At 63.1% G+C, this 25,678-nt stretch carries 21 protein-coding genes; 16 read left to right on the top strand and 5 right to left on the bottom strand.

From position 1 onward, the window contains the following. The first annotated feature begins 128 nt into the window (after positions 1-128). From LQG66_RS00080 to LQG66_RS00090, 3 genes are all read left to right on the top strand, one after another. Positions 129-407: a hypothetical protein gene (locus tag LQG66_RS00080; RefSeq protein ID WP_425601273.1), complete on the top strand. Its 279-nt coding sequence runs from the start codon at positions 129-131 to the stop codon at positions 405-407. Positions 408-881: 474 nt separating this feature from the next. Further along, complete coding sequence (locus LQG66_RS00085) at positions 882-1,190, top strand: hypothetical protein (RefSeq protein ID WP_231322019.1); 309 nt, start codon at positions 882-884, stop codon at positions 1,188-1,190. Positions 1,191-1,972: 782 nt separating this feature from the next. Then, entirely contained in the window at positions 1,973-2,356 is a 384-nt protein-coding gene (locus LQG66_RS00090) for an H-NS histone family protein (RefSeq protein WP_231322022.1), read from the top strand. Between the two features lie 196 nt (positions 2,357-2,552). Here the strand turns inward: LQG66_RS00090 and LQG66_RS00095 are convergent, their stop codons facing one another. Then, positions 2,553-4,013, bottom strand: coding sequence for an undecaprenyl-phosphate glucose phosphotransferase (locus tag LQG66_RS00095; RefSeq protein ID WP_231322025.1), 1,461 nt, complete (start codon positions 4,011-4,013; stop codon positions 2,553-2,555). 414 nt (positions 4,014-4,427) lie between these two features. On the opposite strand from LQG66_RS00095, the gene LQG66_RS00100 reads away from it, so the two are divergent. Then, on the top strand, positions 4,428-5,225 hold the full coding sequence (locus tag LQG66_RS00100; protein WP_231322028.1) for a glucose-1-phosphate cytidylyltransferase: 798 nt from the start codon (positions 4,428-4,430) through the stop codon (positions 5,223-5,225). After that, the gene (locus tag LQG66_RS00105; protein ID WP_231322030.1) at positions 5,222-5,875 is read left to right on the top strand and encodes a PIG-L deacetylase family protein; all 654 of its coding nucleotides are present in this window, start codon (positions 5,222-5,224) and stop codon (positions 5,873-5,875) included. Before LQG66_RS00100 ends, LQG66_RS00105 begins: the two co-directional genes overlap by 4 nt. 215 nt (positions 5,876-6,090) lie before the next feature. Here the strand turns inward: LQG66_RS00105 and LQG66_RS00110 are convergent, their stop codons facing one another. Beyond that, on the bottom strand, positions 6,091-7,185 hold the full coding sequence (locus tag LQG66_RS00110) for a hypothetical protein (RefSeq protein WP_231322034.1): 1,095 nt from the start codon (positions 7,183-7,185) through the stop codon (positions 6,091-6,093). A 381-nt stretch (positions 7,186-7,566) separates the two neighbouring features. On the opposite strand from LQG66_RS00110, the gene LQG66_RS00115 reads away from it, so the two are divergent. From LQG66_RS00115 to asnB, 11 genes are all read left to right on the top strand, one after another. Next, the gene (locus LQG66_RS00115; RefSeq protein WP_231322036.1) at positions 7,567-8,604 is read left to right on the top strand and encodes an NAD-dependent epimerase/dehydratase family protein; all 1,038 of its coding nucleotides are present in this window, start codon (positions 7,567-7,569) and stop codon (positions 8,602-8,604) included. A 60-nt stretch (positions 8,605-8,664) separates the two neighbouring features. Next, positions 8,665-9,927, top strand: coding sequence for a class I SAM-dependent methyltransferase (locus LQG66_RS00120; RefSeq protein ID WP_231322038.1), 1,263 nt, complete (start codon positions 8,665-8,667; stop codon positions 9,925-9,927). Between the two features lie 114 nt (positions 9,928-10,041). Continuing rightward, positions 10,042-10,584 (top strand): dTDP-4-dehydrorhamnose 3,5-epimerase family protein, encoded by a 543-nt coding sequence (locus LQG66_RS00125; protein ID WP_231322040.1) that lies wholly within the window; start codon positions 10,042-10,044, stop codon positions 10,582-10,584. 14 nt (positions 10,585-10,598) lie between these two features. After that, positions 10,599-11,981, top strand: coding sequence for a DUF4910 domain-containing protein (locus LQG66_RS00130; RefSeq protein WP_231322042.1), 1,383 nt, complete (start codon positions 10,599-10,601; stop codon positions 11,979-11,981). A gap of 11 nt (positions 11,982-11,992) precedes the next feature. Then, the gene (locus tag LQG66_RS00135; protein ID WP_231322044.1) at positions 11,993-13,141 is read left to right on the top strand and encodes a glycosyltransferase; all 1,149 of its coding nucleotides are present in this window, start codon (positions 11,993-11,995) and stop codon (positions 13,139-13,141) included. Between the two features lie 205 nt (positions 13,142-13,346). After that, the gene (locus LQG66_RS00140) at positions 13,347-14,846 is read left to right on the top strand and encodes a lipopolysaccharide biosynthesis protein (protein WP_231322047.1); all 1,500 of its coding nucleotides are present in this window, start codon (positions 13,347-13,349) and stop codon (positions 14,844-14,846) included. A gap of 141 nt (positions 14,847-14,987) precedes the next feature. Then, a complete protein-coding gene (locus LQG66_RS00145; RefSeq protein WP_425601320.1) occupies positions 14,988-16,292 on the top strand; it encodes a glycosyltransferase family 4 protein in 1,305 nt (434 codons plus the stop codon). Continuing rightward, a complete protein-coding gene (locus LQG66_RS00150) occupies positions 16,289-17,347 on the top strand; it encodes a Gfo/Idh/MocA family protein (protein WP_231322051.1) in 1,059 nt (352 codons plus the stop codon). Before LQG66_RS00145 ends, LQG66_RS00150 begins: the two co-directional genes overlap by 4 nt. Next, a complete protein-coding gene (locus LQG66_RS00155) occupies positions 17,344-18,375 on the top strand; it encodes an NAD-dependent epimerase/dehydratase family protein (protein ID WP_231322054.1) in 1,032 nt (343 codons plus the stop codon). The genes LQG66_RS00150 and LQG66_RS00155 overlap by 4 nt, the downstream gene beginning before the upstream one ends. A gap of 47 nt (positions 18,376-18,422) precedes the next feature. After that, the gene (locus tag LQG66_RS00160; protein ID WP_231327639.1) at positions 18,423-19,037 is read left to right on the top strand and encodes a hypothetical protein; all 615 of its coding nucleotides are present in this window, start codon (positions 18,423-18,425) and stop codon (positions 19,035-19,037) included. A gap of 28 nt (positions 19,038-19,065) precedes the next feature. Continuing rightward, on the top strand, positions 19,066-21,006 hold the full coding sequence (gene asnB, locus LQG66_RS00165) for an asparagine synthase (glutamine-hydrolyzing) (RefSeq protein WP_256460597.1): 1,941 nt from the start codon (positions 19,066-19,068) through the stop codon (positions 21,004-21,006). A gap of 82 nt (positions 21,007-21,088) precedes the next feature. On the opposite strand, the gene LQG66_RS00170 is transcribed toward asnB, so the two are convergent. Genes LQG66_RS00170 through LQG66_RS00180 form a run of 3 tightly spaced genes read right to left on the bottom strand, consistent with a single transcriptional unit; the run spans position 21,089 to position 25,609 of the window. Then, positions 21,089-21,883 (bottom strand): alpha/beta fold hydrolase, encoded by a 795-nt coding sequence (locus LQG66_RS00170; RefSeq protein WP_231322059.1) that lies wholly within the window; start codon positions 21,881-21,883, stop codon positions 21,089-21,091. Beyond that, positions 21,880-23,085, bottom strand: a complete 1,206-nt coding sequence (locus LQG66_RS00175; RefSeq protein ID WP_231322061.1) for an NAD(P)-binding domain-containing protein — start codon at positions 23,083-23,085, stop codon at positions 21,880-21,882. Before LQG66_RS00175 ends, LQG66_RS00170 begins: the two co-directional genes overlap by 4 nt. Before the next feature lie 25 nt (positions 23,086-23,110). Next, positions 23,111-25,609, bottom strand: coding sequence for an acyltransferase family protein (locus LQG66_RS00180; RefSeq protein WP_231322064.1), 2,499 nt, complete (start codon positions 25,607-25,609; stop codon positions 23,111-23,113). Positions 25,610-25,678: the final 69 nt, after the last annotated feature.

Below are 25,678 nucleotides of genomic sequence, written 5' to 3' on the forward strand. Positions count from 1 at the left end.
CATTCCCGGAGGGTCTATCCATCGGGCGCGCGTGGGACCGACACGCCGCGCATCAGTTGTCGAAGGCTGCCGTTCACGTCTATGGTGCCTGCATCGCCCGTTGCGGCGCTGAGCGAGGGAGCATTCCGTTGTCGAAGGTCACCAGGATCGCCGCCGCCGCGCTCGTTGCCGCTCTGGCCGGTGCATCGAGCCAGGTCTGGGCGCGGGGCCTGTATCCGCTCACGGAATGCGGCCCTGATCTCAGCCGGCTTTGCCGTCTGCACGGGGCGTTCGAAGCCAATCCGTTTCACTACAATCTTGCGATCCATCCGGGATGCATTCGGCGTGTCGCCGTCGAGACGCCCCGGGGCGTGCGGTATCGCCACGCCGTGGTGTGCGGCGCGCCGGACCGGCCGATGGTCTGGTGATCGCGCCGGCCAATTCCGTTCGACCTCCTCGTCCGTTCGGCCTCGGTGGCCGTGCATCCGCCCGGCGGCAGTGCCGGCCGCGGTGTATTTAATGGCGGGTTGCGGTCCCGGTTTTATGCAATCTAAAATTAAATAATTTCAGGCCGCTCGACCCGGCCTTGCCTGTCATAAAAAAGCTGCGCTGAACAAACTAAAGCTTCAATTGTCGCCGACCAAAGGTAGTTAATAAGTCCTTTCGGGGAGCGCGGTAACAATTTACTGCAAGCCGCGACAGACGCCGGAAGTATTTAATTATCTTGTCTCCCAGATGGTAAATTAACTTGTCGCGAGTGGTTAATTTAATCCTGATCATCAGAACCAAGGGGCGTTGCGAAAGCAATTCGCCGGCCCTTGAGAGAAAATCCCTCAAATCTCGCCAACGAGTGGGGTCCGTCCTTGTGTGACGAATCTGTTGTAGCGTTGAGTGAAGGTAACATGACGGATGTTCGGAGCGGCCTATTCAATCATGCTGTTCTAAAATCATTGGACAAGATCCGCGCTGCTAAATCGCGCTTCAACCGGCTGACGTCCGGCAACCCGACCCAGGCCGCCCTGATGTCGCAGATCGAACTCTGTGACGCTCTCCTGGACGAAATTCGATTGATCAGCAGCAGCCTGGAAAAGCGCGTCGAGAATCGCAGTGTGGTCAGTCGGCGCCCGATGGCAACGCGACGCCAGCGGGGCGCGTCCCACCGGATCGCGCCGTGCCGCGACGTACCGGGCCGCACGAAGCAACGGAAATAGACGCCCCTCCACCTCGGGCAGCTGGAGCGACGGCCTTCCCGTCAAGGCCGACCAGGGCAGACGGGCGCAGAACCCGTTGCTATCGTCGTCGGCGCCGACCAAGCGAGCCCCGACGGCCTTCGGCCGCAACGAAACGCATTACGATGCCCCGCGGCCGGGTGTCGCTACCACCCCCTGAGATTGCGTTCTTGACGCACCCACCGGACGTTGCGCGCGGGCTGCGATGATCGCCGGCGCAGCCTGTGGCAGATTCTCCGATGCACTTCCGTCCCGAGCAACTCCTGTGATTGCGGCAGGTGAATAGTACAGCCGCGCGAGATTGTGGCATATTCCCGCTGTCGTGCGTATTAAACGCGTTGTTGCGATTTTGTGCGACAGCGAAAATATCCCGATCCGGGTTATCGCCATTGGCGCGCGAATAGGTTGTGCCGTGAGCCCGCTTTGCAAACGCTCCGCATTCCCCGTCGTCTCCGCTCGGCATTGAAATCACGCCATTTTGACGCGATGCTGCCGTTTAATGCGGGAAAAGGTTGCAGAGGATGTCGCTCTGGGGCTCTTTTTGTGGGTGGAGTGGGGCGCCGATATGGATCGGAGGCCGAGCGCGAGCGAGCCGGAAATAACGTTGCGGGTTGCTGTTTTAATGCGCTACAACCATTCCAGAGGCGTGACTCGGGTATAACTCAAATATTCCGTTTTTCCGACGGCGAGCCTCTTGCGGAACGAAATACCGAATTATATGACATTAATTCGGCAGGATAGAGATCACAGATAAAGGTCGCTGTATGTCTACCAAGAAGATTGATTTCGAGGCGATGTCTTTCGATGACCTCTGGTCGCTCCATGAGCAGATCAGCCAGATCTTGGCTGTGAGGATCACGTCTGAGAAGCGCGAGCTCGAACGGCGCCTGGCAGTTCTCAACCGGAGCCGGGGCGCGATCGAAGGGGCCGATAGCGATAACGCGCCGTCCTATAAGGCGAACGGCAAGGCGCGGCGGGCCTATCCAAGGGTCCTGCCGAAATATCGCAACCCGCAGACATCCGAAACCTGGTCCGGCCGCGGCAAGCAACCGCGCTGGCTGGTCGCTGCGATCAAGACCGGGCATCGGATCGAGGAGTTCGCGATCAACGGGACCGGCGCCTCGCGAGGTCGTCGTCACAGAGCATGATGCCGTGCATATCTTCGCAGGCGCCCGGCGCGCCCAGCGAAAAGTCTAGCGCGGTTTGTGTCTGACTTGTTCTCTCAGGATCCACCAAGACTCCGAGCCCGGCTTTCGACTTCGGGCAAAGTGCGCCCGGCCCGTAGGGGGCGGCGCCTCGTGATGTCGAGAGAGCAGCCCTGCCGGTTGTCCGCCACGATGCATGCTAATACGCGTTGTCGCCGCGGATCAGCTCGATCGGCGTCCTGACCAGGATCGCAATGTCGAGCGACAGGCTCCAATTGTCGATGTACCAAAGGTCGTGCTCGACCCGTTCTTCGATGGACGCGCGCGTCGGCGTTGGCCCTCTGCAACCGTGCACCTGCGCCCATCCCGTCAACCCAGGCTTGACGCGGCGACGGAACGCATAGTTGCGTACGACCTTGTCGAATTCATTGTCGTGGGCCACCGCGTGGGGGCGGGGTCCCACCAGGGACATGGTGCCGTTCAGCACGTTGAGCAGTTGCGGAAGCTCATCGATGCTTGTCCGGCGCAGCAATGCGCCCAGGCGCGTGAACCGTCTGTCGCCAAGTTGCGCCTGGATGATCGAAGGGCCGTCCTCGAGCACCGACATCGTGCGGAACTTGTAGATCTGGAAGGATCTGCCGTTGAAGCCGCAGCGCTGTTGTCGGAAGAGGACAGGCCCGGGAGAGTCCAGCTTGATAGCGACGGCGACGATGACGAGCAGCGGCAGCAGCGCGGTCAGTGCCAGTCCGGCCAACACCAGATCCATCAGCCGTTTCGCGACATGTTCGAGCGGGCTCAGCAGCCCGCGCTGCAGCTCGACGCAAAGCACATTGCCGAGCTCGCGGTGCGGACGCTTGAATATCTCCGAAGCCGCTCCAATCGGAACGAAGCTGACGGGAAACGGCAGAACTCTCAACTCCGCACCGAGCGCGCGTAGATCGGACCATGGGTGGGGAGCGGCGCCGACCACGATCTCCTCGACATCGGAGCCGCGAACATAATCGATCACGCTTGCGACGATGCGCTGCCTCTGATCCGGGTCCGAACCAGGCTCGGGCAGCAGGAAATGGCGCTTGACGCGAAAGCCGGTCGCCGTGAGCACCTGCGTCAGACCGGCATTGTCCTTGCTCGAATCGTCGGTGATCAGGACGATGGTTCGACCGGAAAACCGCTTCTCCGCAAGGCCTTTCGCCAGCAGATATTCGGCGATCCGGCGATGGACGATCAGCGCCGTCAGGCCGAGCATCGCAAAGACGACGCTGGTGCCGCGCGATATCTCGCTACCGATCTTCAGCGCAAATATTGCGCCGGCAAGGACGAGGAAGGCGGTGACCCACGTCAGGCACGTTGCGCGTATCTGGCGTGACAGGATCAGGAGTTCGGCCGGCCGATACATGCCGCGGATCTTCATCAGCGAGACGAACAATGCCGAGACGAGAATGGCCAGCCCAAGCGATTTGCTGATGTCGTTCGCGCTTGGATCCTGCAAATGATAGAGCAGGCCGGACGCGACGCTGGTCGCGGTGATCGTGGCAATGTCGGCCGCGATGGCGAACGGTTCGACCGCGGAATAATGGACCGGCCATTTGCGCCCTTCTGCCATAACGGCAGCCGGAATGCCGGTCCGATCGAGAGTCTCGGGCTGCTCCACGTAATGCATGGGATATGGCTTGTTCAAAACTCGGTTAAAGACAGCGGCTCTGCCATTTAATCTATAATCAAACATTTAAATTAAACAATTAAAAAATAAGTGTGCGCCATGGAGTAGTTATATACCATGGAGGCTTTGCGACCTCCCCGCGAGGGCCCCGGAGCCCGGTGATATTCGTGCCGTGTAGCTCGATTTCAGCCGAGAATGGGCAGACTGCGTTACTCGGCGAGCCAGCGCGGACGAGAATCTCCGGCAGGAATTCCTGATCCGGCACGCGTCACACCAGCCATGCGGCTGATTGATGTCTATTAATCGAATATTTTGCCCTCGACTCCTTGAAAAGATCATTTAAAAATAAATGCCGCTGGCTTAATAAATTAATGCAGCCATTTCCGAGATTATGAATCTGAAGGACGTCGCGCCATGAAGGTTGTACTGTTCTGTGGGGGACTTGGCACCCGGATAAGGGAGTATTCCGAGAGCATTCCCAAGCCGATGATCCCGATCGGGCATCAACCGATCTTGTGGCACGTCATGCAGTATTACAGCCAGTACGGCCACCGCGATTTCGTCCTTTGCCTCGGGTACAAGGCCAATGTCGTGAAGGACTACTTCCTGAACTACAATCAGGCGACGACGACCGACTGCACGATCTCGCAGTTCGGCAAGAAGATCGAATTGCTCGGCGAACGTCCGGCGGATTGGCGGGTTTCCCTGGTCGATACCGGCATCTGGCGCAACATCGGTCAGCGCCTGCGGGCGGTTCGTCACCTGGTCCAGGACGAAGAGATCTTCCTCGCCAATTACAGCGACGGCCTGACCGACGCGCCGCTGCCGGACATGATCGACCGCTTCAAGCGAAGCGGCAAGATCGGCTGCTTCATCGCGATCCATCCGCCGATCAGTTTCCATCTGGCCGAGTTCGATGCCGACGGCAAGGTCGGCCGCATGGCGGCGAGCAACGATTCCGATATCTGGATCAATGGCGGGTATTTCATCTTCCGAAAAGAGATATTCGACTACATCGAGGAAGGGGACGAACTCGTCGTGCAACCTTTCAAGCGGCTCATCGATCGTGGGGATCTGATGGCCTACCGCTATGAAGGGTTCTGGCGGGCCATGGATACGATCAGGGACCGCCAGGTGCTGGAGGAGATGATCGAGCGGGGTGATACGCCCTGGCATCTCGGGACGAACGTCCCGGCGGTGGTGAACGGATGAGAGCCCTGCAGCTCGCGGGCCGCGGAGAGCGGTTATCCGTGTTGTGCCTCGGTGCGCACTCGGACGACATCGAGATCGGGGCAGGGGGCACGCTTCTCACCTGGCTCGACCAGGGCGTTCGCCTCGACGTTCATTGGTGCGTGCTCAGCGGCAACGATGGGCGCGGCATCGAAGCGCGAGCGTCCGCGGATGACTTTCTGGCAGAAGCGGCAGGTCGTACGATCGAGATCAAGACCTTTCGTGACGGCTTCTTCCCGGAGCAGGGCGAGGAGATCAAGGCCTGGTTCGAGGCGCTGAAGGGCAGGATCAATCCCGACGTCATCCTCACCCATCGACGTGACGATGCGCACCAGGATCACCGCCAGGTCAATCGGCTCGTGTGGAATACGTTCCGGGATCATCTCATTCTGGAATATGAGATTCCGAAATGGGACGGCGACCTCGGGCGGCCCAATTTTTACATGCCCGTTTCCGAATTCGTCATGAAGCGCAAGGTCGCGCTGCTGATGTCGCATTTCGGCAGCCAGCGCTCCAAGCAGTGGTTCGACCCCGAGACGTTCATGGGTCTGGCACGACTGCGCGGGATGGAGAGCCGCGCCGCCGAGCGCTACGCCGAGGCTTTCGTCGCGCGCAAGCTCTCACTGGGGTGATTTGTCGTTTTTGAAGGCGGCGGTTTGAAGGTGCGGGCCGCTGCGTCTCGCGCCGCCCGTCGTCATCGACGGTGGATGTGGTCACCGCCTCCGGCGCCGCCAAACGATGGGCGGAGGCGCCCACGTTGAATTCGTTCGCGAGGTTCTCGTGGCCCCGCTCCGTGCGCGAAGCTCCGAAGCTTCGCGCCACTATCAGGCAAATGTCCCGCGCGGCGTCAACCCGCCGCCCTCCTCGGCAGGTCGACGGTTTCGTCCGCCGGCGGACGCCCGGTCGCGGTGGCCGGCACCTTCTCCAGCCAAACTTCGCGCCACCAGGCAAAGATGCCTCGCGGGCAGAACAATCGGTTTTCGCTGTAACGCGACTGGCAGTAGACGCCGTCGAGAATGACCGCGGGCGTCTTCATCCGCCTGATGTAGCCCGTTCGCTCGTCGATGAACTTTTCGACCCGGGTTCGGACCCGGAACACCTTGCCGCAGTAGGGCACCATCTCGGCGTCGAAGCCCATGCCGCGATTGTTGGTCTGCTTGTCGATGGTCGCGAGGATGTCCTTGTGCGGGCGTACCCGAACCATGTCACCCGGCTGCAGCCCGAGGTGAGCGATCGGCGCGTCCTTGTCGGTCGCGAGGTCTCCCCGTCGCCTTGGAAACGGAATGCCGCCCCAAAGCGACTGGACGCGGTCGTAGATCCAGCGGGCTGGCCGCCCGAGCCGGGGGCGTCGCGCCATCGTGGTGCCCACATACGCGAAGTAGAGAAAGCTCTTCAACATCCTGCCCGGGGAAATATTGCCGGACGTGATGTCTTCGGCGTATTGCCGCGCGTCCCACCATTTGAGCGGCTGGGTATAGCTCGGCAGCTCGGTCGCCTGGCAGGCGTATCGGATGCCCTTTCCGGGCACCTGATCCGGCGACTTGGTCGCATCCCACACGGCGCGCGCGGAGCATCCGTGGGAGCCCTGACGAGCGCGGTCGTGGTCGACCGACGCCGATTGGGCCGGATCGACCGGCGACAGCCAGGCCTCCTTCCAGAAGATCAGGCAGGCCGCCTGACAGCCTCCATAGGCCTCGCCGTCACAGCGCAGGTCGAGATGGACCGCGTTCGGGAGCCGGCGTCCGAGCCACTCGCCGGTGTTGTATCCGGTCACCGTATCGCAGGTCTTGTGCGCGCGCTTGTAAATCTGGAAGCGCTGGCCGCACCATTTGAACATCTGCGGCATGAACGGCAAGCCCTCGAGGCGGCCATTCGCATCGAGCGTCGCCAGAATGTCTTCCTTGCTGCGTACTTCAACCCAGTCGCCGGCAGATAGTGTCATGCTCTGTCTCTCAATTCCTGAACCAATCGTTCGTCACGACGGAGCCGCGTCCCGTAAAGCGGAGCGCTCCAAAATCTGCGAAGTCCAATTTAAAGCTGACGAGATTTGCGGTTCCGGTGAGGCTAATTCGTGGCGGATCATTTAATTTGCGGAATATAATCGCTACCGGCGGGCCGCCCCGCACGCGCGGTATCCATGGCGGTACGAGGATCAGGCCGCTGTCGTGGATTACCCTGCTTTGACGGCGCGTCGCGTGCCTCTGCAGCGCGCGAACGGGGGCCGGTCGCACGGATTCACTGGACGACGGCATGAATAATAAAATATAATCGGCCAGATCAGATTTAATTCCGTTTTTGGTTGACGGTATAGAGGGTGGCCATTTTGAAGATACTCATCACCGGGAACATGGGCTATGTCGGCCCGGAGGTCGCGAAACATCTGCGTGCGTGCCGGCCCGATGCCACTTTGCACGGCTTCGACAATGCCTATTTTGCACATTGTCTGACCGGCGCCCCGGTTCTTCCCGAACGATCGCTCGACGCGCAGTTCTATGGCGACGTCCGCGACATGTCGCTGGACCTGCGCGGCTATGATGCCGTTGTCCAGCTGGCGGCGATCTCGAACGATCCGATGGGCAACCGCTTCCAGGATGTGACGCTGGACATCAACCAGAATACGACCGTGGCCCTCGGCAGGGCGGCTGCTGCCGCGGGCGTGAAGAACTTCGTCTTCGCGTCGAGCTGCAGCGTCTATGGGATCGCCGACGGGCCGCCGCGCAAGGAAGGCGACGCCCTCAATCCCATCACCGCCTATGCAAAGTCGAAGATCGGGTCGGAGCAGGAGCTCGCCGCTGTCGGCACGGACATGACCATCACCTGTCTGCGCTTTGCGACCGCCTGTGGCATGTCGGATCGGTTGAGGCTCGACCTGGTCCTCAATGACTTTGTGGCCTGCGCGCTCAGCCGACGGCAGATCAGCGTGCTCTCCGACGGCACGCCCTGGCGGCCCCTGATCGACGTTGCCGACATGGCGCGGGCGATCGACTGGGCCATCGACCGGCCGGCCGATACGGGAGGCCGCTTTCTGACCATCAACGCAGGCTCCGACGACCGCAACTACCAAGTCAGGGACCTGGCCAATGCGGTGGCCGCGAGAGTGCCGGGGACCGGTGTGTCCATCAACACGTCCGCGCCGGTCGACAGCCGGTCCTACAAGGTCGATTTCGGCCTGTACCGGGCGCTGGCGCCCGGCCACCAGCCGAAGGTGACGCTGGAGCAGTCGATCCAGAACCTGGTCGACGGCCTGAAGCGGATGAACTTCAAGGATGCCGAATTTCGTTCATCCGATCTGATCCGCCTCAAGGTCCTGCAGGACCACATGGAAGCAGGCAGGATCAACGACAGGCTCGAATGGACCTGATGGCGTCCGGCGCCCAGAGCAGGACTTTACTTCGCCAGACCGTACAGTGACGGAGAAACCATGGAACTGAGCCTCCCCGCGGCCGTAGACACCGCGCCCAAGTGCCGGCATTGCGGCGATGATCTGACGCTCAAGCTGATCGATCTCGGCGCCTCGCCGGTCGCCAACGACTATGTCGATCCCGCCAACTACACGAAGGCGGAGCCGTTCTATCCGCTGGAGACCTTCGTCTGCCGTGGCTGCCGTCTGGCGCAGACCCGCGACCTCCTGGCCGCGTCCGACATCTTTCGCGCCGACTATGCCTATTTCTCCTCGCACTCGACGTCATGGCTCGACCACGCGCGGACGTATGTCCAAACCATGGCCGATCGCTTCAAGCTCGGCCCGGCCTCGCGTCACGTCGAAATTGCCTCGAATGACGGATATCTGCTGCAATATTCGATCGCGAAGGGGATCAGCTGCCTGGGCGTCGAGCCTTGTGAGAGCGTCGCCCTGGCGGCGCGCGCCAAGGGCATCGACACCCGCGTCGAGTTCTTCGGCCGCGCCTATGCGACCATCCTTCGCGAAGAAGGCTGGTCGGCTGATCTCGTCACCGCGAACAACGTGCTCGCTCATGTTCCTGATATCAACGACTTCGTCGGCGGAGTGAAAATCCTGCTGAACCCCGAGGGGGTCGCGACCTTCGAGGTGCAGCATCTTCTGACCCTGATGCAGCGGCATCAGTTCGATACCATCTATCATGAGCATTTTTCCTACCTGTCGCTGATCGCGGGGTTGCGCATCTTCGCCAGGGCCGGCCTGCGCGTGTTCGACGTCGAGCTTCCCGAGACCCACGGTGGTTCGATCCGGTTCTTCGTCTGCCATCAGCAGGCCTCGCATCCGGAGAGCCCGAACGTGGCCGACGTTCTGGCGCGGGAGCGGGCCTACGGCCTGCATGACGACGCGATCTACATCGCCTGGAACGAGCAGGTCAAAGAGACCAAGCGGGCGCTGCTCGAACTCCTGACGGCGCTCAAGCGCGCCGGCAAGAAGATCGTCGGCTACGGCGCTCCGGCCAAGGGCGTGACGCTGCTCAATTATTGCGGAGTGAGAACTGATTTTCTCGATTTCACCGTCGATCGCGCGCCGTCCAAGCAGGGACGCTACATGCCTGGCGTCCGTATTCCGATCCTGCCGCCTGAGGCGATCTTCGAGGCCAGGCCGGACTATGTCCTGATCCTGCCGTGGAACATCAAGAACGAGATCAAGGCGCAGATGGCCGATATCCGCAACTGGGGCGGTCGCTTCATCGTGCCAGTGCCCAAGGCGACCATCGAGGAGTAGGCGACGTCGGTCCTCGTCGGCGCGTGGCCCTGGGGGTGTACAGGGCCACATCGCAGAGGCGGCGATGGTCAGTTCAGCGGCTTTGCCGGCATATTGTGCGAAAGAGTTTTCACCATGAGGTTTGTGCAACTGGGACGATCGGATGCGCGGCTGATCGAGCTCAACGTTCGCTCCGATGATCGCGGCAGCTTCACGCGGACCTGGTGCGCAAGAACCTTTGCGAATGAGGGACTCGATTTCCAGCCGGTTCAGGGCAACAGTTCGGTGACGCGTATCCGCGGCAGCGTGCGGGGCATGCATTTTCAGCGCGCGCCCAAGGCCGACGCCAAGGTCGTCCGCTGCACGGCCGGGCTGATCCATGACGTCATCGTCGACATCAGGCCGCATTCTCCGACGCGGGGTGAGGTCCACGCCTGCGAGCTGGGGCCGTCGACTGCAAGGATGCTCTACATTCCCGCAGGATTCGCCCACGGCTTCCAGACACTGACAGATGACGTGACGGTCGAGTATTTGATGGGCATCGACTATGTCGAGGACCTGTCGGACGGTTTCCGGCACGACGATCCGATGATCGGCATCACCTGGCCCGACCCCGTGACGGTGTTGTCGGCGAAGGATGCTGCCTGGCCGTTGCTTGCAGAACGACAGCCGTGGTGAGCCCGCGCGTGCAGATGTCCCTGACGTCAGATCGTCCTGCCTCGGATCGCAGGCCCGGCATCGACCTTCATGCGATGGTCGCGGAGATGTATCCGATCAACCGGAGCCTCACCGGGACCGGCGTTCGCCAGACGCTCGCGATCGTCGCCCGCCATCTCGATCTCGCCGTCCATGAGGTCGCGACGGGAACTCCGGTGCTGGACTGGCATGTGCCGATGGAATGGAACATCCGCGGTGGCACGATCAGGACGCTCGACGGACAATGCCTCGTTGATTTCGCCGAGCACAATCTGCATGTGATGGGATACAGCAAGCCGGTCCACGGGGTGCTCAGTCGTGCCGAACTGGCCCGGCACGTCCACACGTTGCCCGACCAACCTGACCTCATACCATACCGGACCGGCTACTATGCCGACGATTGGGGCTTCTGCCTGCCGGACCGGCTCTGGCAGACGATGATGGACGAGTCCTATCAGGTCGATATCGACAGCGATCTCTCGCCCGGCGCGATGACCTATGGTGAATTCTTCATTCCGGGCGAGACGCAGGACGAGGTTCTGATCACCTGCCACGTCTGCCATCCCAGCCTTGCCGACGACAATCTGTCGGGAATTGCGGTCGCGACGGCGCTGGCCATGCGGCGGGCGAAGCGAAGAGGGCGGCTTGGGTATCGCTTCCTGTTCCTGCCGGCCACGATCGGCGCCATCACGTGGCTCGCGCGCAACGAGGCGATGCTCGACCGCGTGGTGCATGGGCTTGTTCTGACCTGCCTCGGAGACGATGGTCCGTTCCATTACAAGCAGAGCCGCCGGGAGGGGGCGGTCATTGATCGCGCTGTCGCGCATGTCCTCGCGCAGGCGGGCGTGCCGCATGAGATCATGCCGTTCAACCCTTACGGTTATGATGAGCGTCAGTTCTGCTCGCCCGGCTTCGACCTTCCGGTCGGCTGTTTCATGCGCGGCGTTCACGGCACGTTTCCCGAATATCACACCTCGGCGGACAACCTCGATTTTGTAAGGCCCGCGGCGCTCGACGGCTCATACGCGGTTCTGGAGACGCTGCTCGATCTTCTCGATGGCAACCGCACCTATCGCCGCGTCGACGGGCGCGGCGAACCGCAGCTCGGCCGGCGCGGGCTCTACCGGGCGATTGCGGGGCAGCGCGAAGCCGGCGGCGCCACCCAGATGGACCTCCTGTGGCTTCTCAATCTCGCCGATGGCCGGCACAGCCTTCTCGACATGGCGATCCGCGCCAATGTGCCGTTCGCGCGGCTCGAGGCCGCCGCACGGCTGGCCTTGGACGCAGAGCTCGTTCGTCCCGTCGTTGGACCATGCGCTGAAATGCCGCCGTTCGAGCTCAGTTCCTGGACCGCGCTGCCAGACGTGGAGCAAGGATGAGGGAGGTATCGATGATCAGCCCCCCGGTTAAACCCCGCGTGCTGGTGTTCTCGCTCAGGAATATCTTCGGCAGGGCTCTCAACCGCTGCCCGCATTACGAGTTCGAAGATATCATCTGCGAGATCGATTCCGCCGAGCTGCTGGCGCCCACGGTCGATCCAGCCAGCCGGCGGGCGAGCGTCGCTACCCGCCTCGGCTATCACGCGCCGCTGGCGCTGAACCCAGGCATCCCGAAACCGCAGGCCAAGGGGCCTTACGATCTCCTGTTCACGATCTGCGGCTTTCCGCAGGATCTGATCATGTTCAATGCGGTCAGCAACCTGAGAGACGTCTGCAAGACGTCGGTGTGCCTGCTGGACGAGCTCTGGGCCAGGGACATCCACAAGCATCGTCACTTCCTGCCCATTCTGGCCAAGTTCGACGTCGTGATGCAGTACCACAGTCAAACCGTGAAGCCGCTGAGCGACGTCATCGGTCCGCGCTGCAGGTATCTCGCGCCGGGCGTGGATGCGACGTTGTTCTGTCCCTATCCCGATCCGCCGGAGCGGGCCATCGACGTCTACAGCATGGGACGCCGGCCCAAGCTGACGCACCAGAAGCTTCTCTCCATGGCCCGGGACAGCGGCCTTTTCTACGTCCATGACACGATCAGCGGAAGTCAGGCGATCGACTCCCGGGAGCACCGGGCGCAGATCGCGAACCTCGCCAAGCGGAGTAGATACTTTCTGGTCAATTCCGGGAAGTTCGACAGTCCCGAAGAGACGGGACATCAGGTCGAGTTTGGCTATCGCTATTTCGAAGGCGCTGCGTCGGGTGCCATCATGCTCGGCGAGCGCCCCAACAACGAGGTCTTTCCCAAGCTGTTCGATTGGCCGGACGCCGTCATCCAGGTGCCGCCGGATTCCGGTGAGATCGACCGGGCGATCAGGGAGCTCGACCGTGAGCCAGAACGTCAGGACCGGATACGGCGAACCGGGGTCGCGCAAGCCTTGATGCGGCATGACTGGGCGTATCGGTGGGAGGCGATCCTCGACGCCGCAGGTCTGCAGCCGTTGCCGGGCCTCGCCGCACGGAAACAGCGTCTCAAGACGCTCGCCGAGACGGCGTCGGGCCATTCACCGATGTCGTCCCCGGCGGAGTTCGATTTAATTGGCTCGTGAATAATGTGGCGTCGAACAATTTAATCCTTGTCGTCGCCATAAAGTAAAGTCATCGGTCTGCTGTTGCGCCGCAAGCGCTTGCGGCGCCGATTTTCGCGATGGCTCCATTTTTACAGCTGGATGTTTCATGCCACTGACGGACTTGACCGGATCGCGACATGTTCTCCGAAGGCCGGCCTTGATATTTGGAGGCCATTGACCGGACATGTCGGAAGCCGTCGCAGCCTATTTCGAAGACCATAAGGAATCGAAGGATCTCGGGCGTCGCGCGCTGCGCGGCGGCATCGTCTCCATCATCATTCAGTACGGCAATGCCGTGCTCCAGATCGCCGCTGCCATCGTGCTGGCGCGGCTGCTTGCGCCTGAGGATTTCGGGCTCGTTGCCATCATCACGGTTCTGACCAGCTTCGCACCTTTGCTGATCGACTTCGGCCTGCTCGACGCGACCGCGCAGAGAAGCAGGATCACGCCGGCCCAGGTCAGCGGTCTTTTCTGGGTCAGCACCGGCATTGGAGTCGTGGTCGCGGTCATCGTTGCCGCCTGCAGCCCGCTGATTGCGTGGGCCTACGACGAGCCCCGGCTGCAGCCCATCGCGCTCTGCGTCGCGGTCACTTTCGTGCTGTCGGGGCTGACAAATCAGCATATGGCGCTGTTACGGCGCACGATGCAGTTCGGCCGCATCGGACAGATTCAGCTGTTCGGCACACTCGCCGGAACTGTCGTTGCCATCGCCGCCGCGATCGCCGGATACGGCTATTGGGCGCTGGTCCTTCGCCCCATCGTGAGCTCGTTCTGCATCGTCGCTGCCGCGTGGTCGGCCTGCCGTTGGCGGCCCGGTGCGCCGGTCTTCGACGACGAGGTGAGATCGATGGTCCGGTTCGGGCTCCACGTGGTCGGCTTCACGGTTGCGTATACGCTGTCGAGGGCGGTGGACCGGATCGCGCTGGGCTTGTTCTATCGGCCGGACCAGGTCGGCTTCTACCAGAACGCGATGAATCTGTATGAGAACTCGATCTATTCGGCGCTCAATCAGATGCACGCCGTCGGCAGTGCCGCGCTCAGCAAGCTGCAGTCCAACCCGGATGCCCTGCGGCAGAAATACGAAGCCGCGCTGTCGCTGCTGGCTTTCTTCGTCATGCCGGTCGCGGCGATCCTGTCGGTGACGGCCGAGGATCTGACCGTCATCCTGCTCGGGCAGAAATGGCAGGCCGCAGGTGCGCTGCTGAGCATCATCGCCTTGCGCGGTATTTCCCATGTCGTCGAAGGCTCCCAGGGCTGGCTGCATTTGTCGCTCGGGAGAGCGGACCGCTGGCAGACATGGGGCATTGTTTCGCTCGTCGTGCAGGGAGCGGCGGTCTTCGCCGGCCTGCCGTTTGGACCGGTGGGCGTTGCCTGGGGCGTGGTGATCGGATGCTCGCTGATTGCCTTGCCGTCGGTCATCTATGCGGGGCGTCCGATCGGCATCGGCACTGAGCTCGTGATCCGCGCCGTGGGACCGCAGACGATCGGTGCCGTCGTGACCGCGGCGGCCGGCTGGTGGCTGCAGGCCACGCTTCTCGCCGGCCACTCCGGTCTGCCCCGCATGATCCTGTCGGGGTGCTTCTGCGCCTGCATCTACCTCGCCGTCGTCGTGGGCCTGTTCCGGCGCTGGGAGCCGCTCAGGGTCGCTGGTACGATTATCCAGGAACTTGTCGGCAAGCGGTAATCGAGAGATCTGACGGGCGAAAGAAAACGAGATGTGTTCGTCTCAATTGTCTATCGCCAAAATTAAAGCAGTTATATAATCGTTCCGTGATTTAATATATTTAAAGTGACCATGGGCCAAGACGATACAGCCTCGGATGTGATGGACCACGCGCTCGCGCCTCCGGCTCAACACGACGCCGGGCGGTCCAGGGCCGGACTCGTGAACCCGCAGCGTCTCAGCATCCTCTTCGTCTCGCACATGCCCGCAAGCCCGCCGCGCTTCGGGGCCCAGGCGCGCATGCATGGGCTGATGACGCAGCTCGCGCGGCATCACGATCTCACGGCCGTGATGCTGGCGGACGACACGTTCGATCTCGACGAGTGCCGCCGGGCCATGCAGGCCTATTGTCGGGACGTAGTGCTGGTTCGCAACTCTTCTGGCCGCGATGGTCTGGCAAAGCGTCTCCTGCAGTTGCGCTCGCTGGTTTCGACGCGGAGCTTCGATCGGCTGCGCGTGGCGCTGCCGGAGTTGCAGGAGGTGCTGGATCGCGTGCTGCGCGCGAGGCGGTTCGATCTCGTCAATCTGGAATTTCCTTATCTGGGCCACGGCAAGTTCCGTCAGGCCCCGGCCGGAGAGAAGCCTCCGTGGCTGATCGTGGACTCGCACGAGATCGCCTACGATCTGGCGCGGCAGTTCGCCGACACTGGCGCAAGCCTGGGCCGCCGGCTCTATGCCGGCGCGAACTGGCGCAAGCTGAGACGCGAGGAACTGGCGGCCTATCGTGATGCCGACGGCGTCTATCTCTGCAGCACCGATGACGAGAAGCGTCTGCACGACGACGTTCCTGGCGCCCGCACGGCAGTCATTCCCAATGCAGCCGATGTCGATTTCTACCAGCCGCGCAGCACGGATCCGGCGCCGGACGGCCGCACGATCGTATATTTCGGGCTGCTGTCGACGGTCCCGAACATCGATGCCGTCACGCACTTCATTCAGGACATCTGGCCACGCATCGCCGAGCACAATCCGGACGCGCGCTGCAAGATCATCGGCGGCCGGCCGCCGCCGTCGCTGCAGGCGTTGGCGGGGCCGCGTGTCGAACTGACCGGCTTCGTACCGGACCTGCGGCCGCATCTCGCATCGGCCGCCGCCGTCGTCGTGCCGCTGCGGCTCGGCGGCGGCACGCGACTGAAGATCGTCGAGGCCATGGCGATGGGCAAGGCGATCGTCTCCACCGGTCTGGGCGCGGAGGGGATCGAGGCCGTGCCCGGACGCGACATTCTCATCGAGAACGAGCCCGCAGCCTTTGCGGACGCTACCAATCGTCTGCTCGCCGAGCCCGATCTCGCGGCGCGGATCGGCGCCGCGGCGCGGCAGGTGGCGGTCGAGAAATATGCCTGGAGCGCGGCGGCGCAGGCGCTGGAAACCTTCTATCGCCAGATTTTGGAGACCAGTCCATCATGAAGGCCGCGCTCATCGGAGCCGGGCAGATCGCCCGCCAGCATCTGGCCTGCCTCAACACCCTGCCGGGAGTCGAATTGGCTGCGATCTGCGATCTGTCGCCGGCCACCGCGGAGGCGGCTGCGGAGCGCTATGCCATCCCGTCCTGGTTCACCGATCACCGTGCAATGCTGGAGCAGGTGCGTCCCGACGTCGTGCACGTGACGACGCCGCCGACCTCGCATTTCCGGCTGGCGATGGATGCGCTCGAGGCCGGCGCGCATGTGATCGTGGAGAAGCCGGCGACCTCGACCTTCGAGGAGCTCGAGACCTTGACCCGGCGTGCCAAGGAGAAGGGCCGCCATGTCGTCGAGGACTACAACTACGTCTTCAACCAGGCGCCGCAAGAGATCCTGCGCCGCATCGAAACGGGCGAGTTCGGCGCGGTCACGCATGTCGACGTGCTGATCTGCCTCGACATCCTTGGACCTGACGGATTTGCCGATCCGAACTCGCCGCATCCGGCGCTCAATCTGGCCGGCGGCGCGATCGCCGATTTCCTGCCTCATCTCGCCTCGCTGTCGCACGTGTTCGTCGGTTCGCACCGGAGCGTGCAGACGGTCTGGAGCAAGCGTAAGCCGTCGCCGCTGCCGTTCGACGAGTTTCGCTCCGTCGTCGAGGCCGAGCGCGGCACGGCGACGCTCGGCTTCAGCGCCAGCGCGCAACCGGATGCTTTCTGGCTGCGGGTTTATGGCGAACGGATGCAGGCGACCGCCAATCTGTTCGAGACGCGGCTCACCTTCGACGGTCCGCGCAACGTGCCGAAGCCGCTGCGCCCGTTCTTCAGCGGCCTGGAGGAGGGCAGCGACATCCGTCGTGCGGCACTGTCGACCCTGCTCCGCAAGTTCAAGGGCCCCGGCGCCTATGAGGGGCTGTGGGAGTGCCTGGCCCGCACCTATCAGGCGCTCGCCGCGGAAGCATCGTTGCCGATCACGGGCGAAGATGTTCTCGCGGTGAACCGCATGGTGGAAGCGATGAAGCCGAGAGAGCAGGGGCATATGGGGGAGCAGCGGATATGAAGGCTCTCGTCACCGGTGCCAATGGTTTTCTCGGCCGGCATGTCGTGAACGCGCTGCTCGCTCGCGGCATCGAGGTTCGCGCCATGGTGCGTCCTGCGACCCGCGTGGACGCGCTGGGCTGGCCGTCGTCGGTCGACATCGTCAGGGCCGACCTGCGCACCTCGCGTGAGCTCGTGAGCGCCTTCGACGACGTGGATGTGCTGATCCATCTGGCGGCCGTGGTCGCCGGAGGCGAGGACGCGCAGTTTGCTGGCACAGTGGGCGGCACCGAGCGGCTGCTCGACGCGATGTCGGGCAGTGCCTGTCGCCGGCTGGTGCTTTGCAGCAGCTTCTCGGTCTACGACTACACGGCGACGCGCGATGTCCTCGATGAGAATTCGCCGCTGCAACAGACGCCTGACGTCTACACACGCGGCGGCTACACCGTTGCCAAATGGTGGCAGGAGCGGGTGACGCGGCGTTACGTCGAGAAGCACGGCTGGGATCTCACTGTCCTTCGTCCCGGCTTCATCTGGGGCCGGGACCACGGCTACCTCGCGGCGCTGGGACAGCAGATCGGACGGCATCACGTCGTGATCGGGCCACTGACACGCATCCCGATGACGCATGTCGAGAACTGCGCCGACGTCTTCGCGCTGGCGGCCGCAGATCCGCGTGCGCGCGGCCAGACGCTGAATATCGTCGATGGTCCCGGTGAGCACGTCTGGACCTATCTGTCCGACCATATGCGCGGCACCGGCGAGCGCGGCTTGCGGCTGCCGATCCCCCACTGGCTCGCCAGCGCAATCGTGCGGCTGGCCTTCGTCACCGTGTTCAGGCGTGCCACGAAAGTGCCGGCGATCCTGACGCCCAAGAAGTTCGATGCGATGCTCAAGCCGCTGCGGTTCGACAATCGCAAGCTGAGGGAGACGCTCGGCTGGACGCCGCCGCTCGACTACAGGCAATGCCTGGCGCGGACCTACGGCCCGATGCCGACGCAGGCGATAGCACCGGCGCCGTGGCCATCCAAAACGGCTGCTTCCATTTGAGGGCCGCGATGATCCTGAGACGGCCAAGGTGGAGCGCGGCAGTGCTCATGATCGCATTGGCCGCGGTGGCCGTCGCTGCGGTTCCCTCCGTGGCCAAGCCGATCCTGCGCGCGGCAGGGCGGGTGCTGGTCGTGAGCGAACAGGTCGCGCCGGCCGATATCATCGTCATCACCAATGATTCCGGCGGCGCCGGCGTGCTGCACGCGGCAGACCTGATCCATGACGGCATTGCGAGCCGCGTCGCCGTCTTCACCGACCCTCCGGGCGGCGAAGATCTCGAGTTCATCCGCCGTGGGCTTCCCTACGAAGATATGGCGGCAAGGCAGATCCGGCAGCTCGGCTGGCTCGGCATCACGGACGTCGTGAAGATTGCGAGAGACGAGGCCGGATCCGGCGGCGAGGGCGAGGTGCTTGCGCCGTGGTCCGAACAGCATGCGATCCGCTCCATCGTGTTCGTTGCAGCCAGGGATCACTCGCGGCGCATGCGGCGCGTGCTCGATCGCGACATGAAGGGGCATGCGACGCGTGTGATGGTCCAGGCCGAGCGCTATTCGGGATTTGATCCGGAGTGCTGGTGGCAGAGCCGCGGCGGCATCCGGACGGCCATCATCGAACTTGAGAAGCTCGCCCTCGACGTCGTTCTGCACCCCCTGTCGTTTTGACCTCGCGCATTGCAAGCGGATTTCTCTGATGTGTGGCATTGCTGGGATCATCGGACGCGTGGACGACGACAACCGCGCGGCACTGCAGTGGATGAACGATGCCATGCTCCACCGTGGTCCGGACGCCGGGGACACGTGGGTGTCTGCGCCGGACGAGCGTGGTTGGGGCGCGCTGCTGGCGCACCGCCGCCTCGCCATTCTGGATCTGTCTCCTGCCGGCGCGCAGCCCATGACGGATCCGGTGACCGGGCACGTGATCGTCTTCAATGGCGAGATCTACAATTTTGCCGATTTGCGGCAGCGCCTGATGGCTGAGGGACAGCAGTTCAGCTCGACCGGTGACACCGCGGTGATGTTGCGCGCCCTCGGGCTCCACGGGCCGGAAGCCGTGGCATGGTTGCGCGGCATGTTCGCATTCGCCTGCTGGGACCCGAAACAGCGCCGGCTGCTGCTGGCGCGCGATTCCCTCGGCATCAAGCCGCTCTACGTGGCTCGCGCAGCGAGTCCCGACGCCGGCTGGTCGCTGGCCTTTGCGTCCGAGTTGCGCGCGCTCCTGGCCTCAGGCCTTCTGGGCAAGCCGCAGCTCGATCCGCAGGCCGTCGCCAGCTGTGTGTGGAACGGCTTCGTCGTCGGCCCGGGGACGGCGGTCAAGGGTGTCGAGCTGCTGCCCTCCGGCCATCTGACCGCATTTGATGGCGTCGGCAACACGATCCGCGACGAGGATTTCTGGTCGATCCCCGACCATGCGCCCGCGCCGACCATGGACGAGGAGGAGCTGGCCGCGGTCCTGGAAGAGGGGCTGAGGCTGCATCTCGCCAGCGACGTGCCGCTGGCGGTCTTTCTTTCGAGCGGCATCGATTCCTCGGTCATGGCCAATCTGGCGCAGCGCGCAGCGAAGAGCCCGATCCACACCTTCACCCTGGCCTTCGAGGAGCAGGAGCTGAACGAAGGGCCGATCGCGCGACGGATCGCAGCCGCGATAGGAACGCAGCATCACGAGGTGGTGCTGACCGAGCAGCATTTCGTCGACAATCTGGATGCAGCGCTCGACAGCCTCGATCAGCCGACCTTCGATGGCCTGAACTCCTACTACATGTCGCATGCCATCCGCGGCGCGGGCTTTACCGTGGCCCTGTCGGGCACTGGCGGCGACGAGCTGTTCGGCGGCTACACATCGTTCCGCGATCTGCCGGTGCTGCAGCAATGGTCGCAACGCACGGCGTGGGTGCCGGGAGGCCTGAAGGTCGCGGCGGCCACACTGGCCTCCCGCATGCTATCGCCCTCTGGTCGCGCCGTCGCGTCGCAGACGCGCTGGGCCAAGCTCCCGGACATGATCCGTCGCGGCGACGACCTCCTGGCGCTCTACCAGATGGCCTATGCGCTGTTCCTTCCCGGCTTTCAGCGCGAGCTGCTCGCACCGGACCTGGTGAATAGACTGAGCGACGGGCTGCCGACCGCGATGAAGGCGAAGATCACGGCCGAGACCCGCGCGCGCACGCCGTTGTCGGCGATCAGTGTCATGGAGCAGCGGCTGTTCCTCGGCGAACGGCTGCTGCGCGACAACGACGTCGCCAGCATGGCGGCCTCGCTGGAGCAGCGCGTGCCGCTGGTGGATCAGGTGCTGTTCGAAAGCGTCGACCGGCTGCCTGACCAGATGCGCTACGAGCCGCTGCGAAGCAAGGCGATGTTGCGGCGGATCGGCCTGCGCGGGCTCGATCCCACGCTGTTCGACCGGCCGAAGAGCGGCTTCGTGCTGCCGTTGGATCGCTGGATCCGCCGCGGTCTGCAGGATGCCATGGACCAGACCTTGCGCGATCCGCAGGCTATCGCGCCGGTCGGACTGGACCCCGCGGCCGTGGCGCGTCTCTGGCGCGCCTTTCTCGACGGCGCGCCCGGAATCTACTGGTCGCGTGTGTGGTCGATCTATGTGTTCGTCCGCTGGTGTCACCGCCACCGCGTGTTCCGCTGAGATGCGAACGGTGGGCCAGGGACCAGGACGCCATCCTGGTGCGGCTGCGACGACGATTCAACCGGAGCTTTGCTGCTCCAGTCTAACGCCAGTCGGTGGTCGCACTCACGAACACCTCATGCAATGTTCCGACGTTTCCGGCATCGAACAGGCTGTGATGCTTCCCCGGTATTTCGAAGATCTTGATATCGGGACATCGCCGTCGCCAGGCCTCATCGTCACCTGCCGCCAGTCCGGTCCGCAGCAGGATGGCGGGCGCGTCCAGCGCGACCGGATTTCGATCAACCGACGCCATCCAAGGCGCGACTGTCCTGATCAGGAGACGCATGCTCAGCTCCTGCTCGAAGATCGGATCGAGCGCGGCAACTGCCGAAAAGCTCGCGGCGTATCGTTCGGCCATCCGAGGCAATCGGTCGCCAAAGGCCCTTGCCAGACCGCGCCAGAATCTTGAACGCATGAAACGCGCGAGGTCGCCCAAGCGGCGCTGACGTAGCTGTTCCAGCACGAGTTCAAGGGCGCGGCGCCGCCATCCTGCCGACGGTCCGGACGATTCGATCATCATGGAATCGATGGCACACAGACCTGCTATCTCGCGGCCCTGGGCCCGAAGCCGAAGCCCGGCTGCGTAGCCAAAGTGCCCGCCGATCGAAACGCCGACGATACGAATAGGTCCTGTCGGTATTCTTCTGGCGATTTCGATCGCCAGATCGTCTATCAGCGCATCTGCCGAATAGCCTCGCGTGACATAACGTCTCCATCCCGGATAGTCGATCAGTTCGACCCTATTGGGATCATCGGGCCCCTCCCGAAAGACATCGAGGTCGGGTGCGTCACCGCCGGCGCCCGGCAGGAAGGCGATCGCGTGGCGCGGAGTCATGCGGCTTGCGAGGCTCTCGGCGCATGACGACCGGACACGACCTGCGCGCTGTATTCCGCGCCCACCACGAACCGGAACAATGGCCCAAAACTCATCGCCGATGCCGGGCCAATGAAATGGAGTCCCGGCACCGACGACTCGAACGAGGCATTGAGCCTGGGGGAACGCTCGAGGCGCGCGATCGCGCCGCGCAGCCCTTCCTCGATGAAGGAGAAGCGCTCGACGTCGATGTTGTAACCGGTTCCAGCCACGACGTGGTCAACGACGAGCCGTCGTTCAGGGCCGTTCTTTGACGTGCTGCGCAAGGTGAGCGCCGCACGCCCGTCCGCTTCAAGCGCTTCAACCACCGCGACACCGCGATGGATCGGAAACCTGTCCTCGACACGGCTGCGAAGCCACCATGCTCCCTCTGCCGGAAGATGGCTTTGCGTGAAGCGTGTGCGCCACGCGTCGGGCAAACTGTGCATGGCACCTGGAAGATGGGTCAGCGTCCACGCCTTCGGGCCGGTCCCCAACCCTGCAATGGGCGAGCGGACGCGCCGCCACAGGCTGCGCTCGCGCGAGATGCGGGTCTGCCAGAGGATCGCATCCTCGCGCACCAGGAGGTGCGGCCGCGCCCCCGATTCGAACAGCAATGCGGCCGCTTCGAGCGCCGATTGCCCGGCCCCGACGACGGCGATGTCGCGCCCCTTGAACGCGGCGAAACTACGGATATCCGAGGTGTGGACGACGAGCGGTGCGGGCAGTGCTGCCAGCGCGGTGGGGACGTAGGCAAATCCCGACAAGCCGGTCGCGATCACGACACGGTCTGCAGTGCAGCGACTGCCATCGGCGAGGCTGAGAACAAAGCTTCCGGCTTGCCGATCCAGACGCTCGACATTGACGTCTTCGGCCCATGGGACCACGTGCTGCTGGAACCAGCGGCCGTAAGCCACGAAGTTTTGCATCGAGCAGGGCTCGAATGTTTCGAGCCCCCGCGGCCCGTTATGGTCGGCAAAGGTATAGCCTGGTGCCGGCGTCGAGATGTTCGTTCCGAAGCAATACGATTTCAAATATCGTTCGCCACCGGCCTCGGCGATCTGCGACCAGAACTGCATTGGACGCCCAAAAACGCGATGATCGATCTGGCGCGCCGCAAGATGCGCGGCCAACGACAGACCGTAGGGTCCCGCTCCGATGATTGCGACTGAGACCTTGCTCACGACTGCTGCCTTTCGAACATGTTCGTCAAATGCTCACCGCGTCGGCGATCCCTGTTCTCGGCTTCGCGCGCAGGAAGCGCGGAAGGGATCTGAGACCGAGGTAGACCTCGGAAAACGCATGGACGATGCCGGGCATGAGGTCGTCGCGGTCGGTGGCAAAATCGACGGCATGGCCCGCATGTTGTTTCATCCAGCCGTGCCACTTTGAGAGCTCCTGGTTCGATATGCCTGCCGTAAGGACCCGCGCGAGAAGGATCGCTCGCAGGGTAAATCGATCACGAAAGACCGCCTGCTCGTCGTCCCCCACCTGCGCCTTTGCCACTTCCCTGCGCAAAGAGGCGGAGTCACCGACTGCATCGAGGCAGGCAAGCAGCGGAAGCGGCATGCCGCGGCGGATGTCCATTCCAACCTGGCTGAACATGCGCGGGTTGAAGTCGATGATGGCCCAACGACCATCGAAGCGGACGAACTCAACCTCGAACAATCCGAAATAATCCAGCTCGTGGCAGAGATGGCGAACCAGATCGGACAAATTCTCGGGCGAAGGCTGGGCTTCGAAGCAGACGCCTACGCCCACGGGTTGCGAACGCTGAAGCACCTTTTTTGCGGCGCGTGTCACGAATAGCTCGCCCGACCGGTCGATAAAGCCGGTGATCGACAGGACGCCTTCGCCGCTCACGTGAACAAATTTCTGCAGCAGAGGTCGCTTGGCGTCAGGCAGCAGTGGAGTGTCGGCGACCCGTTCCTGCTCGCGATCAACGAACCTGCGATATTGCAGGAGCAGTTCATGCGGAGAGTCGACGACCACGCCCTTGTCGTTGCGAACGCGGTGAACGTGCGTTCGCGGTTTTATGAGGATCGGGAAGGGCAGGGTCGGCGCCAGCGCGGCGAGTTCCTCGGGGCTGGACGGATCCCAGCTCGGCAACACCGACAGACCAGCGCTGATGGCTGCGTCCGAGAACAGCTTCTTGTCGAGGATGCGCCGAAGGCTTGAGATCGGGGGATGATACAAGCGGAAATGCCGCTGCAGCAGATGCGCGTTCTCCGCATAGATCCACGCGGTTTCGTCAGACGTCGGCAGCAGAATTCGTCCGGGATTAGATTTGCCGATCGCGAGCAGCCGCTCGAGGAATCGCTGGCTGTCGCTCTCGGGCGGCGCGGAAAAGGTGCGCTTCGCGTAGCGCGACCATGCTGCTGCTCCAAGTCGTTCGCTCGAGACGACATCGACGTCGACGCCCCTGGTGCCGAGACTACGGACGGCTGCAATTGTGCCGCCGGCAGCGGCGGTCGCCAAGATGACCGAAAGTCCCTCAGTCGCCGCGAGCGCCGCCGGTTCTCTTGTAGGTTCCGTGCGGAATTTGTGTCTGAGCTGCCTGAAATACGGTTCGACGAAGCGCTCGATCACCGCGGCATAGCCGATCGAGATCAGCAGCGTCGCCGGAAAGACGACATAGGGCTTGGCGGCCACCGCCGGAAGAGTGTGGGCGATGGCCATGATGATCACATAGTGGATCAGGTAGATCGCGTAGGAATAGATGCCGAGCGTCATCATCCAGGATTTGTTGATAAGCCGGAACGGCGGCGCGTCGGCGAAGCGGACCGCAAGGTAGAAGACCGGCATCAAGGCCAATCCCTGGACACTGTAGCGCGCTGTCTCCCGAAACGTCGGATCGCGATAGAGCAGGGTGAACAGCAATGCGCCTGCCGCGCCCGCCAGGAGCGCCCATTGCGCGAGCGACATCGCGACGGCCCCGGACCTCTGCCGCGCGGGATTCATGATCAGCGCGAGAATGCATCCATAGGCAATCGAGTCGATGCGCGTATCCGACGCGTAATAGGTGCGGTCTGGAAAGAAGTCGGGGGCATGCACGAGATGAATGCGCCAGGCGAGAACGGCGAGACAGATGAGGCCGAGCAGCGCACCGATCGTGCGAAGCCGAAGCGCGCATCCGAGCAACAGCGTCATCAGCAGCGGATACACGATGTAGAAATGCTCCTCGACCGCAAGCGACCAGAGGATGCCGGTGCCGTCCGGCACCGTGTTGCCGGAATCGAAGAACAGGCCGTAGTAGTTGGCGAAGTACAGCAGCTGTGCCGCAATGCCCTGGCCTGTGATCCCTCCGCCCAGCACGTCCGAATATGTCAGACCGTAGGCAACCGCCAGGGAGAGCAGCAGGGGCGGCATCAGCCTGAACATGCGCCGCGCGTAGAAGTTCGGAACATTGATGCGGCCGGTGCGCGCGTGCTCGGCGAGCATGAGCGTCGAGATCAGAAAACCGCTCAGGAAGAAGAAGATGGTGACGCCGAACCCGCCGGGCACCAGCGCCTGAAGGCCGCAATGGCCTGCCACGACGATCAGGACCGAAAGCGCGCGGATGCCATCCAGTGATGGGATGATCTCGGATTGGTGGGCATGCACCGATGTCGAGGAGACGACCGGAGCTGCTTTCTCGGTCTTTGGAGCCGGGATCGCCGCGGCCCCGGACACGACGTCGGATGGCCGGAAATGAAGGATGTTCGTCATGCTGCCCGTCAAAAATCAAAAAGAAGATCTGCTTGGAATTCGGCGTCGCGTCCTGATCCGTTCGTCCCA

Origin of the sequence: Bradyrhizobium ontarionense (assembly GCF_021088345.1) — a bacterium.
Classification (GTDB): Bacteria; Pseudomonadota; Alphaproteobacteria; order Rhizobiales; family Xanthobacteraceae; genus Bradyrhizobium; species Bradyrhizobium ontarionense.

Excerpts from the sequence above, each read along its gene's own strand:
- LQG66_RS00085 (WP_231322019.1), top strand. The coding sequence starts at position 882 with ATGACGGATGTTCGGAGCGGCCTATTCAATCATGCTGTTCTAAAATCA.
- LQG66_RS00090 (WP_231322022.1), top strand. The coding sequence starts at position 1,973 with ATGTCTACCAAGAAGATTGATTTCGAGGCGATGTCTTTCGATGACCTC.
- LQG66_RS00095 (WP_231322025.1), bottom strand. The coding sequence starts at position 4,013 with ATGCATTACGTGGAGCAGCCCGAGACTCTCGATCGGACCGGCATTCCG.
- LQG66_RS00100 (WP_231322028.1), top strand. The coding sequence starts at position 4,428 with ATGAAGGTTGTACTGTTCTGTGGGGGACTTGGCACCCGGATAAGGGAG.
- LQG66_RS00105 (WP_231322030.1), top strand. The coding sequence starts at position 5,222 with ATGAGAGCCCTGCAGCTCGCGGGCCGCGGAGAGCGGTTATCCGTGTTG.
- LQG66_RS00110 (WP_231322034.1), bottom strand. The coding sequence starts at position 7,185 with ATGACACTATCTGCCGGCGACTGGGTTGAAGTACGCAGCAAGGAAGAC.
- LQG66_RS00120 (WP_231322038.1), top strand. The coding sequence starts at position 8,665 with ATGGAACTGAGCCTCCCCGCGGCCGTAGACACCGCGCCCAAGTGCCGG.
- LQG66_RS00125 (WP_231322040.1), top strand. The coding sequence starts at position 10,042 with ATGAGGTTTGTGCAACTGGGACGATCGGATGCGCGGCTGATCGAGCTC.
- LQG66_RS00130 (WP_231322042.1), top strand. The coding sequence starts at position 10,599 with ATGTCCCTGACGTCAGATCGTCCTGCCTCGGATCGCAGGCCCGGCATC.
- LQG66_RS00135 (WP_231322044.1), top strand. The coding sequence starts at position 11,993 with ATGATCAGCCCCCCGGTTAAACCCCGCGTGCTGGTGTTCTCGCTCAGG.
- LQG66_RS00140 (WP_231322047.1), top strand. The coding sequence starts at position 13,347 with ATGTCGGAAGCCGTCGCAGCCTATTTCGAAGACCATAAGGAATCGAAG.
- LQG66_RS00145 (WP_425601320.1), top strand. The coding sequence starts at position 14,988 with ATGGACCACGCGCTCGCGCCTCCGGCTCAACACGACGCCGGGCGGTCC.
- LQG66_RS00150 (WP_231322051.1), top strand. The coding sequence starts at position 16,289 with ATGAAGGCCGCGCTCATCGGAGCCGGGCAGATCGCCCGCCAGCATCTG.
- LQG66_RS00155 (WP_231322054.1), top strand. The coding sequence starts at position 17,344 with ATGAAGGCTCTCGTCACCGGTGCCAATGGTTTTCTCGGCCGGCATGTC.
- LQG66_RS00160 (WP_231327639.1), top strand. The coding sequence starts at position 18,423 with ATGATCGCATTGGCCGCGGTGGCCGTCGCTGCGGTTCCCTCCGTGGCC.
- asnB (WP_256460597.1), top strand. The coding sequence starts at position 19,066 with ATGTGTGGCATTGCTGGGATCATCGGACGCGTGGACGACGACAACCGC.
- LQG66_RS00170 (WP_231322059.1), bottom strand. The coding sequence starts at position 21,883 with ATGACTCCGCGCCACGCGATCGCCTTCCTGCCGGGCGCCGGCGGTGAC.
- LQG66_RS00180 (WP_231322064.1), bottom strand. The coding sequence starts at position 25,609 with ATGACGAACATCCTTCATTTCCGGCCATCCGACGTCGTGTCCGGGGCC.